Source organism: Erwinia sp. 198, from assembly GCF_003937915.1.
Lineage (GTDB): Bacteria > Pseudomonadota > Gammaproteobacteria > Enterobacterales > Enterobacteriaceae > Erwinia > Erwinia aeris.
In genome coordinates this window covers 75,937-89,756 of the sequence record NZ_RHUM01000016.1, presented here as the reverse complement: position 1 = coordinate 89,756, position 13,820 = coordinate 75,937, and the positions used below count along the sequence as shown (strand labels likewise).

Below are 13,820 nucleotides of genomic sequence, written 5' to 3'. Positions count from 1 at the left end.
GCTTTAGCGCGGTGGTCCCACCTGACCCCATGCCGAACTCAGAAGTGAAACGCCGTAGCGCCGATGGTAGTGTGGGGCCTCCCCATGCGAGAGTAGGGAACTGCCAGGCATCAATTTAGACCATTTATGGTCATGACTTTTCCCGTGACGCGGAAAAGGCGAAACACCTGATATCAGAAGCAACATTCTGAGTTCAGTACAGAATCGGTGGAGCGGTAGTTCAGTTGGTTAGAATACCTGCCTGTCACGCAGGGGGTCGCGGGTTCGAGCCCCGTCCGTTCCGCCACCCTTTTAGGGGCGTAGTTCAATTGGTAGAGCACCGGTCTCCAAAACCGGGTGTTGGGAGTTCGAGTCTCTCCGCCCCTGCCATTTAAAAATAATCCTTTGCTCCGGCAAAGGATTTTTTTTGTTTGAAAAACGGCTATTCTGTCCTGCCTGTCCTGCCTGTCCTGCCTGTCCTGCCTGTCCTGCCTGTCCTGCCTGTCCTGCCTGTCTGTACTGTTTCTCAACGGATCCTGGCCTTTATCCCTGCATATCAAACGACCTTACCTCCTGATATTAAAGTCAGGAAATGGCCAGCGGCTGACCATTCTGTCCTGAGGGCCCTGAAACAAGGGCATATGACCGGAAACTTAAACTAAGGCGTATTAACCGGAAACTTGAGCAACTGTCTGATGTGTGACTGCTGATCGCTGTTTTGCAGCCAGACGGCGTAAAGCGGGCGTACGGCGACGGGCGTATCCGGGATAACGGATAAATCGGGGTACTCGCTGTGCCAGATATCCGGTAAGAAAGCACAGGCACCGGTGGTATGCAGTAGCTGACGCGTCAGATGAGCTGATGTTGTCGTCAGCACGGGTACATCGTCCGCACCCGCCAGATAGCTTTCATGCTGATGAAAATCAGCGCCCCATTCCAGCTTAATGTAATCATACTTTTCACGCTTCTCCGATTGCCGCGATCGATAAAGCGTTAGCGAAATATGACCGATCTGCTGGCTGGTCAGCTCATCCATTTTAGGCGCTTCCGTGGTGATCAGCAGATCCAGCTGGCGCTCATGCAGCTGTTTAACCAGCAAATGACGCTGAGCCACTCTTGCCTCCAGGTGCAAATCTTCCCGATTTTCATACAGCGTTTGTAGCCAGGGGGTCAGATAAGCTTCCCAAAGAGACGCGCTGGCACCGATAGAAAGTTCATGATGCTGTTGGGTATGCGCGACCTCTTTTTTGGCCATCGTCCAGGTGCTCATCAGGCTTTCGGCATAAGGAAGCAGCCTTTCACCCGCCGAAGTCAGGCGGATATTGTTACGGTGACGCGTGAAAAGGTTAACGCCCAGCTGATTTTCCAGCTGCCTGATGCGAAAACTTACGGCAGATTGCGTGAGATAGAGCGCTTCAGCGGCACGTCCAAAGTGGCGGGTTCTGCTCACTTCAAGAAAGGTCTTTAATAATTCCGTATCCACATCCGTCTCCTGAAAATCATTTGTCGTCATGATTTAAATGTTTTGTTTTACACTCTGTCAAGCGTATCTAATACTCCGCGCCATAAATAGCACGGCCATAAAAGAGTTAGGAGCGTGTAAAATGGCGGAAAGCTTCGCAACAACGAATCGTTTTTTCGATAACAAACATTACCCACGCGGTTTCTCGCGCCACGGTGATTTCACTATCAAAGAAGCTCAACTTCTTGAGCGTTATGGTTACGCTTTTAACGAGCTGGATTTGGCAAAGCGCGAACCCGCAACGGAAGAAGAGCGTCTGTTTATTGAGGTATGCCGTGGTGTACGCGAACCTCAGTCCGAAGCAGAACGGGTATGGTCAAAGTATATGACGCGTATCAAACGTCCTAAGCGTTTTCATACGCTTTCCGGCGGCAAGCCGCAGATGGAAGGCGTGGAAGACTATTCGGACAGCGATGATTAATGATAAAGGGGCTTCGGCCCCTTTATTGTCAGCGATAAACGCTTTTTTGCAAGATAAAAACCTATTCCAGACTGTTAAGCAGATGAACCAGCAATCTGTCCATTGCCCGATAGCTTAATGCTTCAAGTAAATGCTCCCGTTTAATACTCTCTTTTTGCGCTAAATCAGCAATGGTTCGGGCTACTTTCAAAATGCGCTGCCAGGCGCGAACGGAAAGCCCCAGCTGATTAAGCACCTCTTCCAGCCAGCGCGCATCCTCTTTGCTTATTTCACAAAATCGCCGTATATCGCCTGGCGTTAACTTCCCGTTAATCGCCCTGGCCCGCGTTAGCTGGACGTCTCTGGCGGTCACGACCCGTTGACGCACCGTTGCGCTGGATTCGCTGACGCAGGCCTGGCTTAATGTGCCGGGCGGCAGGAGGGGGACTTCCAGCGAGAGGTCGAAACGATCGAGAAAGGGACCCGAAAGACGGCTGAGGTAGCGCAGCGTCTGTTGAGGAGTGCTGCGGTTGTGTTTTACACCATGCTGACCGGTAGGACTGGGATTCATGGCAGCCACCAGCTGGAATCGTGCCGGATAGATGACCTTTGCTTTAGCACGCGACAGGGAAATACTTCCCGACTCGACAGGCTCTCGTAGGGCATCCAGCGTCCTGCGTTCAAACTCCGGTAGTTCGTCAAGGAACAATACGCCGTTGTGCGCCAGAGAGATCTCGCCGGGTTTAGGCAAAGTGCCGCCGCCAACCAGCGCATAGCGTGAAGAGGTATGATGAGGCGCCCGGAAAGGCCGCTGACGCCATGGGTGATCGGCCAGCAACGAACCCGCCACGCTGGCGATAGCGGCGCTCTCCAGCGCTTCCCGATCGCTCAGCGGCGGCAGCAAACCTGCAAGACGGGTCGCCAGCATCGTCTTGCCCGTGCCGGGCGGGCCAATCAACAGCAGGTTATGACCGCCGGCAGCGGCGATCTCCAGCGCTCTTTTAGCCTGCTGCTGGCCGATGACCTCGCTTAAATCCTCGGCGGGCATCACGATGTCGGCGGGAGCATCGCTGGCCTGCTGGAGATCCGCCTGACCATTTAAATAAGCGCATACGTCAAGCAGGCTGTTCGCAAGACGGCTATGCGCATGTTTTACAAGGCTGGCCTCGTGGCCGTTGTCCGTGGAGAGGATCAGCGTCCGCTTCGCCTCCGCCGCCGCCATGGCAGCAGGAATAGCAGCCTGTACGCCTCGCAGAGCACCCGTCAATGCTAATTCTCCCAGTAACTCATACTGCCCCAGTTTTTCTCCGCAAATTTGCTCTGAGGCCGCCAAAATCGCTATGGCGATGGGAAGATCGTATCGGCCGCCTTCTTTGGGCAGATCGGCTGGCGCAAGATTGACGGTAATGCGTCGCGCGGGAAAGGTGAAACCGCAGTTTATCAGCGCGCTGCGGACACGTTCGCGCGCTTCCTTAACCGTGGTTTCCGGCAGGCCGACCAGCGTCAGGGCAGGCAGACCGTTACTCAAATGCACTTCAACGGTTACCAGAGGCGCTTCCACGCCGATAGCCGCACGCGTATAGGTAACAGATAGCGACATAAAATCTCCTTATGGCTGTATTCTGTCCCGCTTGCTGATGGGTGGCGAGAACCGATTTTTCGCTTATCGAAGCGGCTCGCAAAAAAATATCGCTTACTGAAGCCCTTATAAAAAATTTGACGCTACCGACAAAAACAGGGCAAAACCATTGCGTCTGGTGCGTAATGAATAATTTTCAGGATTTGGCTTATTCTTTGATTAACCATTGGTTTTTTATTAATCGGGTCAGCCGTCATAAAATAAAGTGATGAAAAAAGTTGAATGCATCGAGCTAACTGTGATAACTCTGTAGGCATTACTTCGAACAAGTGAATTTATCGAATCTAAATGAAAGCCCTTCTACGAGTCCTAAGCCTTGTCATTATCAACGTCGTCGTGATTATTATCACGCCGTGCGGGGCTACGCTCGGAGGAAGAAAGGCTTAAAAATCAAGCCTGAATTCAGAAGAACCCCCGCACCGAAAGGTCCGGGGGTTTTTTTTTGGCAGGGCTGACAGGCTATCAACGACAGAGGAACAGAAGATGAACAGTAGAATAAAATGCTGTTGTTCCCAGCGAGAGGCGGGGAAATAACTATGAATGGTGCTCAGTGGGTGGTTCAGGCGTTGCGTGGGCAGGGAGTCGAGACTGTTTTCGGCTATCCGGGTGGTGCGATTATGCCCGTCTATGATGCGCTTTATGATGGCGGCGTCGAACATCTACTGTGCCGACATGAGCAGGGTGCTGCCATGGCCGCCATCGGTTATGCCCGTTCTACCGGAAAAGTCGGCGTTTGCATTGCCACCTCCGGCCCCGGCGCGACCAACCTTATCACCGGGCTGGCTGATGCAATGATGGATTCCGTGCCGGTAGTGGCGATTACCGGCCAGGTCGCCGGCGGTCTGATCGGCACCGACGCTTTTCAGGAAATTGACGTGCTCGGTCTGTCGTTGGCCTGTACCAAACACAGCTTCCTGGTTGGCTCGCTGGAGGAGCTGCCGGAAGTCATGGCCGAAGCTTTCGCCATCGCCCGCTCCGGCCGCCCCGGCCCTGTGCTGATCGATATCCCTAAAGATATTCAGTTAGCCAGCGGCGAGCTGACCGCCCATCTGGCGGCGGTTGAAGACGAGGCGGAGCATCCTCATCAGGCGCTGGTGCAGGCGCGCGCCATGCTGGCTCAGGCGAAGAAACCTGTTCTGTACGTAGGCGGCGGTGTTGGCATGGCCGGCGCCGTAGAGGCTCTGCGTGCGTTCGCTCGCGAAACGGGCATTCCTACCGTAGCCACGCTGAAAGGGCTGGGCGCGCCGGATCCTCAGGATACCTGTTATCTGGGGATGTTGGGTATGCATGGCACCAAGGCCGCCAACTTTGCCGTCCAGCAGTGCGATCTACTGATCGCCGTCGGCGCCCGCTTTGACGATCGCGTAACCGGCAAGCTGGATACGTTTGCTCCTCATGCCAGCGTTATCCATATGGATATCGATCCCGCCGAGCTGAACAAACTGCGTCAGGCGCATGTGGGATTACGAGGCGACCTCAATAAGCTGCTGCCGGACTTATATCATCCGACGGAAATCAGCGCATGGCGCGAGCATGTACGGGCGCTGAAGGCCGATCACGGCTGGCGTTACGATCATCCGGGTCAGGCGATCTACGCGCCGCTGTTTCTGAAACAGCTCTCCGATCGTAAACCGGCAAGCGCGGTCGTCACCACCGATGTCGGCCAGCATCAGATGTGGACAGCGCAGCATATGAGCTTTAACCAGCCGGAAGATTTTATTACTTCCAGCGGCCTCGGTACGATGGGCTTCGGTCTGCCAGCCGCCGTGGGCGCGCAGGTCGCCCGCCCGGAAGATACCGTGATCTGCGTGTCTGGCGACGGCTCTTTTATGATGAATGTGCAGGAGTTGGGCACCATCAAGCGCAAGCAGCTGCCGGTGAAAATCGTTTTGCTGGATAACCAGCGTTTGGGCATGGTTCGCCAGTGGCAGCAGCTGTTTTTCTCGGAGCGCTACAGCGAAACCAATCTCTCCGACAACCCCGATTTCCTGATGCTGGCTCGCGCTTTCGACATTCCCGGCCAGCGCATTACCCGTAAAGACCAGGTGGCCGCCGCGGTAGACGCTTTGCTGAACAGCGAAGGACCTTACATGCTGCATGTCGCCATTGATGAACTCGAAAACGTCTGGCCGCTGGTGCCGCCGGGTGCCAGCAACGAAAATATGATGGAGAAAACCTCATGATGCAGCATCAGTTATCCATAGAGGCGCGCCTGCGCCCTGAAATCCTGGAACGCATCCTGCGCGTTGTTCGCCATCGCGGCTTTCAGGTCTGCGCAATGAATATGTCTTCCGGCGAAAATAGCGACAGCATAAATATTGCCATGACCGTTGCCAGCCAGCGCCCGGTCGATTTACTGTCAACACAGTTAAGTAAGTTGATGGATGTTGCCACCGTTCACATCCAACACCAGACAACACAACAAATCCGCGCCTGAGCGCGAAAGGAAAGAAGAATGACGAAGAAAGCTGACTTTATCTGGTTCAATGGCGAGATGGTGAAGTGGGAAGAGGCGAAAGTTAGCGTCATGTCCCACGCGCTGCACTACGGCACCTCCGTATTTGAAGGCGTTCGCTGCTATGACTCGCACAAAGGCCCGGTAGTCTTCCGCCATCGTGAACATATGCAGCGTCTGCACGACTCTGCAAAGATCTATCGCTTTCCGGTCAGCCAGAGCGTTGATGAGCTGATGGAAGCCTGCCGCGAAGTGCTGCGCGTCAACAAGCTGACCAGCGCTTATATTCGCCCGCTGGTTTTCGTCGGCGACGTGGGCCTGGGCGTGAACCCGCCGGACGGCTACAGCACCGATGTGATCATTGCCGCCTTCCCGTGGGGCGCTTACCTGGGCGCGGAAGCGCTGGAGCAGGGTATTGATGCGATGGTTTCCTCCTGGAACCGCGTGGCGCCAAACACGCTGCCAACCGCAGCGAAAGCGGGCGGCAACTACCTTTCCTCTCTGCTGGTGGGCAGTGAAGCGCGCCGTCACGGCTATCAGGAAGGCATCGCGCTGGATACCCAGGGCTATATCTCTGAAGGCGCCGGCGAGAACCTGTTTGAAGTGAAAGATGGCATCCTGTTTACGCCGCCGTTTACCTCCTCCGCGCTGCCGGGCATCACGCGCGACGCCATCATCAAACTGGCGAAAGAGATGGGCATTGAGGTACGCGAGCAGGTGCTTTCCCGCGAATCGCTCTATCTGGCCGACGAAATCTTTATGTCCGGTACGGCGGCGGAAATCACTCCGGTACGCAGCGTGGACGGCATTCAGGTTGGCGAAGGCAAACGCGGCCCGATCACGACCCGCATCCAGTCCGCTTTCTTTGGGCTGTTTACCGGCGAAACCGAAGACAAGTGGGGCTGGCTGGATCCGGTCAACCCACAACAATGACATTTTACGGGCGTCGTTTGACGCCCGTGTATCATCTGATTCTGGAGTATGAGCATGCCTAAGTACCGTTCCGCCACCACCACTCATGGCCGTAATATGGCCGGTGCCCGCGCGCTGTGGCGCGCCACGGGTATGACCGACGACGATTTTGGCAAGCCTATCATTGCCGTGGTCAACTCCTTTACGCAGTTCGTACCGGGGCACGTACATTTACGCGACCTGGGCAAACTGGTTGCCGAACAGATTGAAGCTTCCGGCGGCGTCGCCAAAGAATTCAACACTATCGCTGTCGATGATGGCATCGCGATGGGGCACGGCGGTATGCTTTACTCTCTGCCTTCGCGCGAGCTGATCGCCGACTCGGTCGAATACATGGTCAACGCCCACTGCGCGGACGCCATGGTCTGTATCTCTAACTGCGACAAAATCACGCCGGGAATGCTGATGGCTTCCCTGCGCCTGAATATTCCGGTGATCTTTGTTTCCGGCGGCCCGATGGAAGCCGGGAAAACCAAACTTTCCGATAAGATCATCAAGCTGGATCTGGTCGATGCGATGATCCAGGGCGCTAACCCGAACGTCAGCGACGAAGACAGCGACAAAATCGAACGGTCGGCCTGTCCGACCTGCGGTTCCTGCTCCGGTATGTTCACCGCTAACTCAATGAACTGTCTGACGGAGGCGCTGGGCCTGTCGCAGCCAGGCAACGGCTCCCTGCTGGCAACCCATGCCGATCGTAAGGCGCTGTTCCTGAAGGCTGGCGAACGCATCGTTGGCCTGGCGAAACGCTACTACGAGCAGGATGACGAAAGCGTGCTGCCGCGTAATATCGCCAGCAAGGCCGCCTTTGAAAACGCGATGACGCTGGATATCGCGATGGGCGGATCGACCAATACCGTTCTGCACCTGCTGGCGGCCGCGCAGGAAGGCGAAATCGATTTTAATATCTCCGATATCGATCGGCTTTCCCGCAAGGTGCCGCATCTCTGTAAGGTTGCGCCAAGCACCCCGAAATATCATATGGAAGACGTACACCGCGCTGGTGGCGTCATCGGCATTCTGGGCGAGCTGGATCGGGCGGGCCTGATGGATAACAGCGTGCGCAACGTGCTGGGTCTGAGCCTGCAGGAAACGCTGCAACAGTACGACATCATGCTGACCAAAGACGAGGCGGTAAAAAAAATGTTCCGCGCCGGCCCGGCGGGTATCCGCACCACTCAGGCGTTTTCACAGGATACGCGCTGGGAAACGCTGGACGACGATCGTCAGGAAGGCTGCATCCGCTCCCGTGAACATGCCTTCAGCCAGGACGGCGGCCTTGCCGTGCTGTATGGCAATCTGGCAGAAGATGGCTGTATCGTAAAAACCGCCGGCGTAGAAAAAGAGAGCCACACCTTCCGCGGCCCGGCCAAAGTCTACGAAAGTCAGGACGATGCGGTAGCGGCCATTCTCGGCGGCAAAGTCGTGGCGGGCGACGTGGTGGTGATCCGCTACGAAGGGCCGAAAGGCGGGCCGGGAATGCAGGAAATGCTTTATCCGACCACCTACCTGAAATCGATGGGGCTGGGCAAAAGCTGCGCGCTGATCACCGATGGCCGTTTCTCCGGCGGCACCTCAGGGCTTTCTATCGGTCACGCTTCGCCGGAAGCAGCCAGCGGCGGCACCATCGCGCTGGTGAAAGACGGCGACATGATTGATATCGATATTCCGAATCGCGGCATCAAACTGGATGTGCCGGACAACGAACTGCACGCGCGTCGTGAAGAGGAAGAGGCGCGCGGCGACGCGGCCTATACGCCTCATCACCGCGAACGTCAGGTTTCCTTTGCTCTGCGCGCCTACGCTTTACTGGCGACCAGCGCGGACAAAGGCGCAGTACGCGACAAAAGCAAGCTGGGAGGCTAAAACATGGCTGAGTCTCAACCGTTATCCGCCGAGCCTTGTGGCGCGGAGTATCTGCGAGCGGTACTCCGTGCGCCGGTTTACGAAGTTGCGCAGGTCACGCCCCTACAAAAGATGGAGAAAATCTCCTCTCGTCTTGGCAATACGGTGCTGGTTAAACGCGAAGATCGTCAGCCGGTGCACAGCTTCAAAGTGCGCGGCGCCTACGCGATGATCGCTTCGCTTAACGAGGAGCAAAAGGCCAGCGGCGTGGTGACCGCTTCGGCGGGCAATCATGCCCAGGGTGTAGCGCTGTCGGCGACCCGGTTGGGGATTAAGTCTCTGATCGTTATGCCGGTAGCGACGGCTGATATCAAAGTAGAGGCCGTGCGGGCGTTTGGCGGTGAGGCCTACCTGTTTGGTGCCAATTTTGACGAAGCGAAAGCGAAGGCGCTGGAGCTGGCGGTACAGAAGGGCTACACCTTTGTGCCGCCGTTCGACCATCCGATGGTGATTGCCGGGCAGGGCACGCTGGCAATGGAACTGCTGCAACAGGATGCGCACCTCGACCGTATTTTTGTGCCCGTCGGCGGCGGCGGTCTGGCGGCTGGGGTAGCGGTGCTGATCAAACAGCTGATGCCGCAGATCAAGGTCATTGCGGTGGAAGCGGAAGACTCCGCCTGTCTGAAAGCAGCGCTGGAAGCGGGCGAGCCAGTCGATCTGCCGCGCGTCGGGCTGTTTGCCGAAGGCGTGGCGGTAAAGCGGATCGGCAGCGAAACCTTCCGGCTTTGCCAGGAGTATCTTGACGACATTATCACCGTGGACAGCGATGCTATCTGCGCGGCGATGAAGGATCTGTTTGAAGACGTGCGTGCCGTCGCGGAGCCTTCTGGCGCGCTGGCGCTGGCGGGCATGAAAAAATATATCCAGCAGCATCAGATCAAAGGCGAGCGGCTGGCGCATGTTCTTTCCGGTGCCAACGTCAATTTTCACGGCCTGCGCTACGTTTCCGAACGCTGCGAGCTGGGGGAACAGCGTGAGGCGCTGCTGGCGGTTACGATCCCCGAGCAAAAGGGCAGTTTTTTGAAGTTCTGCCAGCTGCTGGGTGGACGCGCCGTTACCGAGTTTAACTACCGCTTCGCGGACCCGGACAACGCCTGCATTTTTGTCGGTGTGCGGCTGACGCGCGGTCTGGAAGAGCGACATGAAATCCTGCAGCTGCTGAACGAAGGCGGTTATAAGGTGGTGGATCTCTCCGACGATGAAATGGCGAAGCTGCACGTACGCTATATGGTCGGCGGTCGCCCGTCAAAGCCGCTTAAAGAACGGCTTTACAGCTTTGAGTTCCCGGAAGCGCCCGGCGCGCTGCTGCGCTTTTTGCAGACGCTGGGCACCCACTGGAATATTTCGCTGTTTCACTATCGCAGCCACGGTACGGACTATGGCCGCGTGCTGGCGGGATTCGAGCTGGGCGAGAACGAACCGCAGTTTGAAGAACATCTGGCGGCTCTGGGCTATGATTGTCATGACGAAACCCATAACCCGGCCTTCAGCTTCTTCCTGGCGGGCTAAAGCAGGCTCCAGAACGCATCAATCAGCGGCTCGTTGAGCCGCTTTTTCTGTACGCAGACGCCCAGCTCCAGCGGCGCGACAATATCAATATTTTCCAGTTCCAGAATACGGTTACGGATCGGCTCCGGGCTGTTCTCCAGCACTACGTCCGGGATCAGCGCCACGCCGCAGCCCAGCGCCACCATTGAGACGATAGCCTCATGCCCCGCCACGGTGGCGTAAATCAGCGGACTGGCGATGCGGCGGCGACGGAACCAGAGATCGATACGCTGTCGGGTTGGCCCCTGGTCGGGCAGGATAAACGGGATCTGCGGCCAGTCCGGTTCCGGCTGGCTGGCCTGGCTACGAACCGGACAGGGCAGCGCGGGCGCGATCAGCACCAGCGGGATCGGGCCTAAGGCCGTAAAGCCAATGCTGGCGGGCAGCGTTTCTGGCCGTCCGGCGATGGCGATATCGGCTTCGGCGCTCTGCACCTTATCCACCGCGTCGGCAGGATCGCCGGTGGTCAGTTTGATCTCCACCAGCGGATGTTCGGCGCGAAAGCGATCGAGGATCGGCGGCAAATGGCTATAGGCCGCCGTTACCGAGCAAAACAGACGCAGCTCGCCGCTCAGCGACGGGCCGTGCTGGCCAATGGCGTGACGCAGCTGCTGATATTGCAACAGCGTTTGCTGGGCAAACTGGCGCAGCTGTTCTCCGGCGTCGGTCAGCGTAACGGTGCGGTTGTCGCGCAGAAACAGCGTCTGGCCCAGGTCTTCCTCCAGCCGCTGGATCTGGCGGGAAAGCGTGGAAGGGCTGACGTGCATCGCCCGCGCGCTGCGGCCAAAATGACGGCTTTCGGCCAGATGCAGGAAGAGTTTCAGATCGCGTAAATCCATGCGCTTGCGGCCTCATTTTAGCGTTGCAGTATTTGCAATATGACGTTGTTAATATATCAATTTAAGCAATACATTTCCTGTCATATGATGGGGATTAAGAGGGTGATACGGCATCACCGATAAAATAAAAGACGAACACAACCTCAGGAGTTCCCATGGCTAACTATTTCAACACGTTGAACCTGCGCAATCAGCTGGCGCAATTAGGTAAATGCCGCTTTATGGCGCGCGATGAATTTGCGGACGAGGCAAGCTACCTGAAAGGCAAAAAGGTCGTGATTGTTGGCTGTGGTGCTCAGGGCCTGAACCAGGGCCTGAATATGCGTGATTCCGGGCTGGATATCGCCTATGCGCTGCGCGCGGAGGCCATCGCGGAGAAACGCGCTTCCTGGCGTAAAGCGACGGAAAACGGTTTTAAAGTCGGCACCTATGAAGAGCTGATCCCACAGGCGGATCTGGTGGTAAACCTGACGCCGGACAAACAGCATACTTCGGTAGTGCGTGCCGTACAGCCGCTGATGAAAGACGGCGCGGCGCTGGGTTACTCGCATGGTTTTAATATCGTAGAAGTCGGCGAGCAGATCCGTAAAGACATCACCGTCGTGATGGTTGCGCCAAAATGTCCGGGTACGGAAGTGCGTGAAGAGTATAAGCGTGGCTTCGGCGTGCCTACGCTCATCGCCGTTCACCCGGAAAACGATCCAAAAGGCGAAGGCATGGCGATTGCCAAAGCCTGGGCAGCCGCAACCGGCGGCCACCGCGCGGGCGTGCTGGAATCGTCCTTCGTGGCGGAAGTGAAGTCCGACCTGATGGGCGAGCAGACTATCCTGTGCGGCATGCTGCAGGCCGGCTCGCTGCTGTGCTTTGACAAGCTGGTGGCAGAAGGCACCGATCCGGCCTACGCGGAAAAATTAATCCAGTTCGGCTGGGAAACCGTGACCGAAGCGCTGAAGCAGGGCGGCATCACGCTGATGATGGATCGCCTCTCTAACCCGGCTAAGCTGCGCGCTTTCGAGCTGTCTGAACAGCTGAAAACCATTATGGCCCCGCTGTTCCGGAAGCACATGGACGACATCATCTCCGGCGAATTCTCTTCCGGCATGATGGCCGACTGGGCCAACGACGACCAAAAACTGCTGGGCTGGCGTGAAGAGACCGGTAAAACCGCTTTTGAAACCGCGCCGCAGTTTGAAGGTAAAATCGCCGAGCAGGATTATTTTGACGAAGGCGTGGTGATGATTGCGATGGTGAAAGCGGGCGTTGAGCTGGCGTTTGAAACCATGGTCGCTTCCGGCATTATCGAAGAGTCTGCCTACTACGAATCGCTGCACGAGCTGCCGCTGATCGCTAACACTATCGCTCGTAAGCGTCTGTACGAGATGAACGTGGTGATCTCCGACACTGCCGAATACGGTAACTATCTGTTCTCTTACGCGGCTGTTCCGCTGCTGAAAGAGTTTATGAGCACGTTACAAACGGGCGATCTGGGCAAGGCGACGGCAACCACGACTACGGTGGATAACGCGCAGCTGCGTGACGTTAACGAAGCTATCCGCAACCATCCTATCGAATCCGTTGGCCGCAAGCTGCGTGGCTATATGACCGATATGAAACGTATCGCGGTAGCGGGCTAACCGCGCTGCTGATAACCAAAGGCGTGGTAATTTGCCGCGCCTTTGGCATTTTCTCTGCCTTAGCGATTGCGTCACCGATCATTAAGTCAGCTACAAAGGTTGTTAATCCCCCTGGCGTTATAATAAACCCCCATCCAGTCACCGATGCTGCCGTAGCCGTGGTTAACGGCCCTGCGATTAGCCATTCTTAAAAAGTAAAAAGGCCTGGCGAAGCGAACGCTATATATCCGTGACGTTATCAGGGTACCCTGATGCATTACGACAATGACTACCCGACAAGTCTGCCCCAGGCTCAGGAAATAAAAAACCCCGCCGACTGGCGATGTTATTAATTTATAAATGGCGCATGTATTGAGGTTGCCGTTGTGGATGATAATATGCCGCCGCTAAACAGAATCCATTCCCTTTTTGATTACGATCATGATAGCTATTGTTTTCGCTTTGCTGCTATAGAAACGCTCGCAGGGATCCTGTTAAGTACATATCGGCAGGATAGCCGATATAAACAAGGAGAGTAATAATGGCATGGATCTATAATGTGACGCTGAAAACATTCCGGCACAACGGGCGCTATGAGTTCAGTGCACGATATGCTGGGGCGCCGGGTTACAAAAATAACCCTGAGAATGAATGCCTGAAGGACAGAGGTCCTTTACCCAGAGGAAAATACAGAATTACAGGTGTACCGTTCACTCATCACAAAGCCGGTAGATTCACATTACGTCTGGACGGGTAACAGCATGTGTGGTCGCGATGGTTTTCTGATTCCATGGTGACAGCATCAAAACGCCAGGTACCGCCTGTAACGTCTGCATTATCCTTGATCAGAAATTCCGTAGAAAGATCTGGGAGTCAATGGGCAAGGAGATAATTATTGAATGAAATACTTTCCTCTTTTATTGACGGTTTTTAGCGCCAGTTCCTTTG

The 13,820-nt window shown here is 55.9% G+C and carries 12 protein-coding genes, 2 tRNA genes and 1 rRNA gene; 12 read left to right on the top strand and 3 right to left on the bottom strand.

Features of this window, described 5'->3' with window-relative positions:
• From rrf to EGK14_RS19475, 3 genes are all read left to right on the top strand, one after another.
• Positions 1-109: ribosomal RNA gene (gene rrf, locus EGK14_RS19485) — 5S ribosomal RNA — on the top strand; the annotation flags it as partial.
• A gap of 100 nt (positions 110-209) precedes the next feature.
• Positions 210-286: transfer RNA gene (locus EGK14_RS19480), tRNA-Asp, on the top strand.
• A 7-nt stretch (positions 287-293) separates the two neighbouring features.
• A tRNA-Trp gene (locus EGK14_RS19475) sits at positions 294-369 on the top strand.
• 268 nt (positions 370-637) lie between these two features.
• Here EGK14_RS19475 and hdfR read toward each other — a convergent pair.
• Entirely contained in the window at positions 638-1,462 is an 825-nt protein-coding gene (gene hdfR / locus EGK14_RS19465; protein ID WP_125290749.1) for an HTH-type transcriptional regulator HdfR, read from the bottom strand.
• Between the two features lie 121 nt (positions 1,463-1,583).
• Between hdfR and EGK14_RS19460 the strand changes: the two genes are divergently transcribed.
• Entirely contained in the window at positions 1,584-1,922 is a 339-nt protein-coding gene (locus tag EGK14_RS19460) for a DUF413 domain-containing protein (protein WP_125290748.1), read from the top strand.
• 61 nt (positions 1,923-1,983) lie between these two features.
• On the opposite strand, the gene EGK14_RS19455 is transcribed toward EGK14_RS19460, so the two are convergent.
• On the bottom strand, positions 1,984-3,501 hold the full coding sequence (locus EGK14_RS19455) for a YifB family Mg chelatase-like AAA ATPase (protein WP_125290747.1): 1,518 nt from the start codon (positions 3,499-3,501) through the stop codon (positions 1,984-1,986).
• 327 nt (positions 3,502-3,828) lie between these two features.
• On the opposite strand from EGK14_RS19455, the gene EGK14_RS19450 reads away from it, so the two are divergent.
• The 6 genes from EGK14_RS19450 to ilvA all read left to right on the top strand — a co-directional run bounded on the left by EGK14_RS19450 (position 3,829) and on the right by ilvA (position 10,381).
• Positions 3,829-3,927: an IlvGEDA operon leader peptide gene (locus tag EGK14_RS19450; RefSeq protein ID WP_125290746.1), complete on the top strand. Its 99-nt coding sequence runs from the start codon at positions 3,829-3,831 to the stop codon at positions 3,925-3,927.
• Positions 3,928-4,076: 149 nt separating this feature from the next.
• Positions 4,077-5,723, top strand: a complete 1,647-nt coding sequence (gene ilvG, locus EGK14_RS19445) for an acetolactate synthase 2 catalytic subunit (protein ID WP_125290745.1) — start codon at positions 4,077-4,079, stop codon at positions 5,721-5,723.
• On the top strand, positions 5,720-5,977 hold the full coding sequence (gene ilvM, locus EGK14_RS19440; protein WP_125290744.1) for an acetolactate synthase 2 small subunit: 258 nt from the start codon (positions 5,720-5,722) through the stop codon (positions 5,975-5,977). The genes ilvG and ilvM overlap by 4 nt, the downstream gene beginning before the upstream one ends.
• An 18-nt stretch (positions 5,978-5,995) precedes the next feature.
• Complete coding sequence (locus EGK14_RS19435) at positions 5,996-6,928, top strand: branched-chain amino acid transaminase (RefSeq protein WP_125290743.1); 933 nt, start codon at positions 5,996-5,998, stop codon at positions 6,926-6,928.
• 54 nt (positions 6,929-6,982) lie between these two features.
• A complete protein-coding gene (gene ilvD / locus EGK14_RS19430; protein ID WP_125290742.1) occupies positions 6,983-8,833 on the top strand; it encodes a dihydroxy-acid dehydratase in 1,851 nt (616 codons plus the stop codon).
• A gap of 3 nt (positions 8,834-8,836) precedes the next feature.
• Positions 8,837-10,381, top strand: coding sequence for a threonine ammonia-lyase, biosynthetic (ilvA, locus tag EGK14_RS19425; protein WP_125290741.1), 1,545 nt, complete (start codon positions 8,837-8,839; stop codon positions 10,379-10,381).
• Here the strand turns inward: ilvA and ilvY are convergent.
• Entirely contained in the window at positions 10,378-11,259 is an 882-nt protein-coding gene (ilvY, locus tag EGK14_RS19420; protein WP_125290740.1) for an HTH-type transcriptional activator IlvY, read from the bottom strand. The genes ilvA and ilvY overlap by 4 nt on opposite strands.
• A 155-nt stretch (positions 11,260-11,414) precedes the next feature.
• Between ilvY and ilvC the strand changes: the two genes are divergently transcribed.
• A complete protein-coding gene (gene ilvC / locus EGK14_RS19415) occupies positions 11,415-12,893 on the top strand; it encodes a ketol-acid reductoisomerase (protein ID WP_125290739.1) in 1,479 nt (492 codons plus the stop codon).
• A 520-nt stretch (positions 12,894-13,413) separates the two neighbouring features.
• Complete coding sequence (locus tag EGK14_RS21650; protein ID WP_233598540.1) at positions 13,414-13,629, top strand: DUF2778 domain-containing protein; 216 nt, start codon at positions 13,414-13,416, stop codon at positions 13,627-13,629.
• Positions 13,630-13,820: the final 191 nt, after the last annotated feature.

Bases quoted from the DNA above. Each gene is read 5' to 3' on its own strand.
- EGK14_RS19460 (WP_125290748.1), top strand. From the start codon at position 1,584: ATGGCGGAAAGCTTCGCAACAACGAATCGTTTTTTCGATAACAAACAT.
- EGK14_RS19435 (WP_125290743.1), top strand. From the start codon at position 5,996: ATGACGAAGAAAGCTGACTTTATCTGGTTCAATGGCGAGATGGTGAAG.
- ilvG (WP_125290745.1), top strand. From the start codon at position 4,077: ATGAATGGTGCTCAGTGGGTGGTTCAGGCGTTGCGTGGGCAGGGAGTC.
- ilvC (WP_125290739.1), top strand. From the start codon at position 11,415: ATGGCTAACTATTTCAACACGTTGAACCTGCGCAATCAGCTGGCGCAA.
- ilvM (WP_125290744.1), top strand. From the start codon at position 5,720: ATGATGCAGCATCAGTTATCCATAGAGGCGCGCCTGCGCCCTGAAATC.
- EGK14_RS19455 (WP_125290747.1), bottom strand. From the start codon at position 3,501: ATGTCGCTATCTGTTACCTATACGCGTGCGGCTATCGGCGTGGAAGCG.
- ilvY (WP_125290740.1), bottom strand. From the start codon at position 11,259: ATGGATTTACGCGATCTGAAACTCTTCCTGCATCTGGCCGAAAGCCGT.
- ilvA (WP_125290741.1), top strand. From the start codon at position 8,837: ATGGCTGAGTCTCAACCGTTATCCGCCGAGCCTTGTGGCGCGGAGTAT.
- ilvD (WP_125290742.1), top strand. From the start codon at position 6,983: ATGCCTAAGTACCGTTCCGCCACCACCACTCATGGCCGTAATATGGCC.
- EGK14_RS19450 (WP_125290746.1), top strand. From the start codon at position 3,829: ATGAAAGCCCTTCTACGAGTCCTAAGCCTTGTCATTATCAACGTCGTC.
- EGK14_RS21650 (WP_233598540.1), top strand. From the start codon at position 13,414: ATGGCATGGATCTATAATGTGACGCTGAAAACATTCCGGCACAACGGG.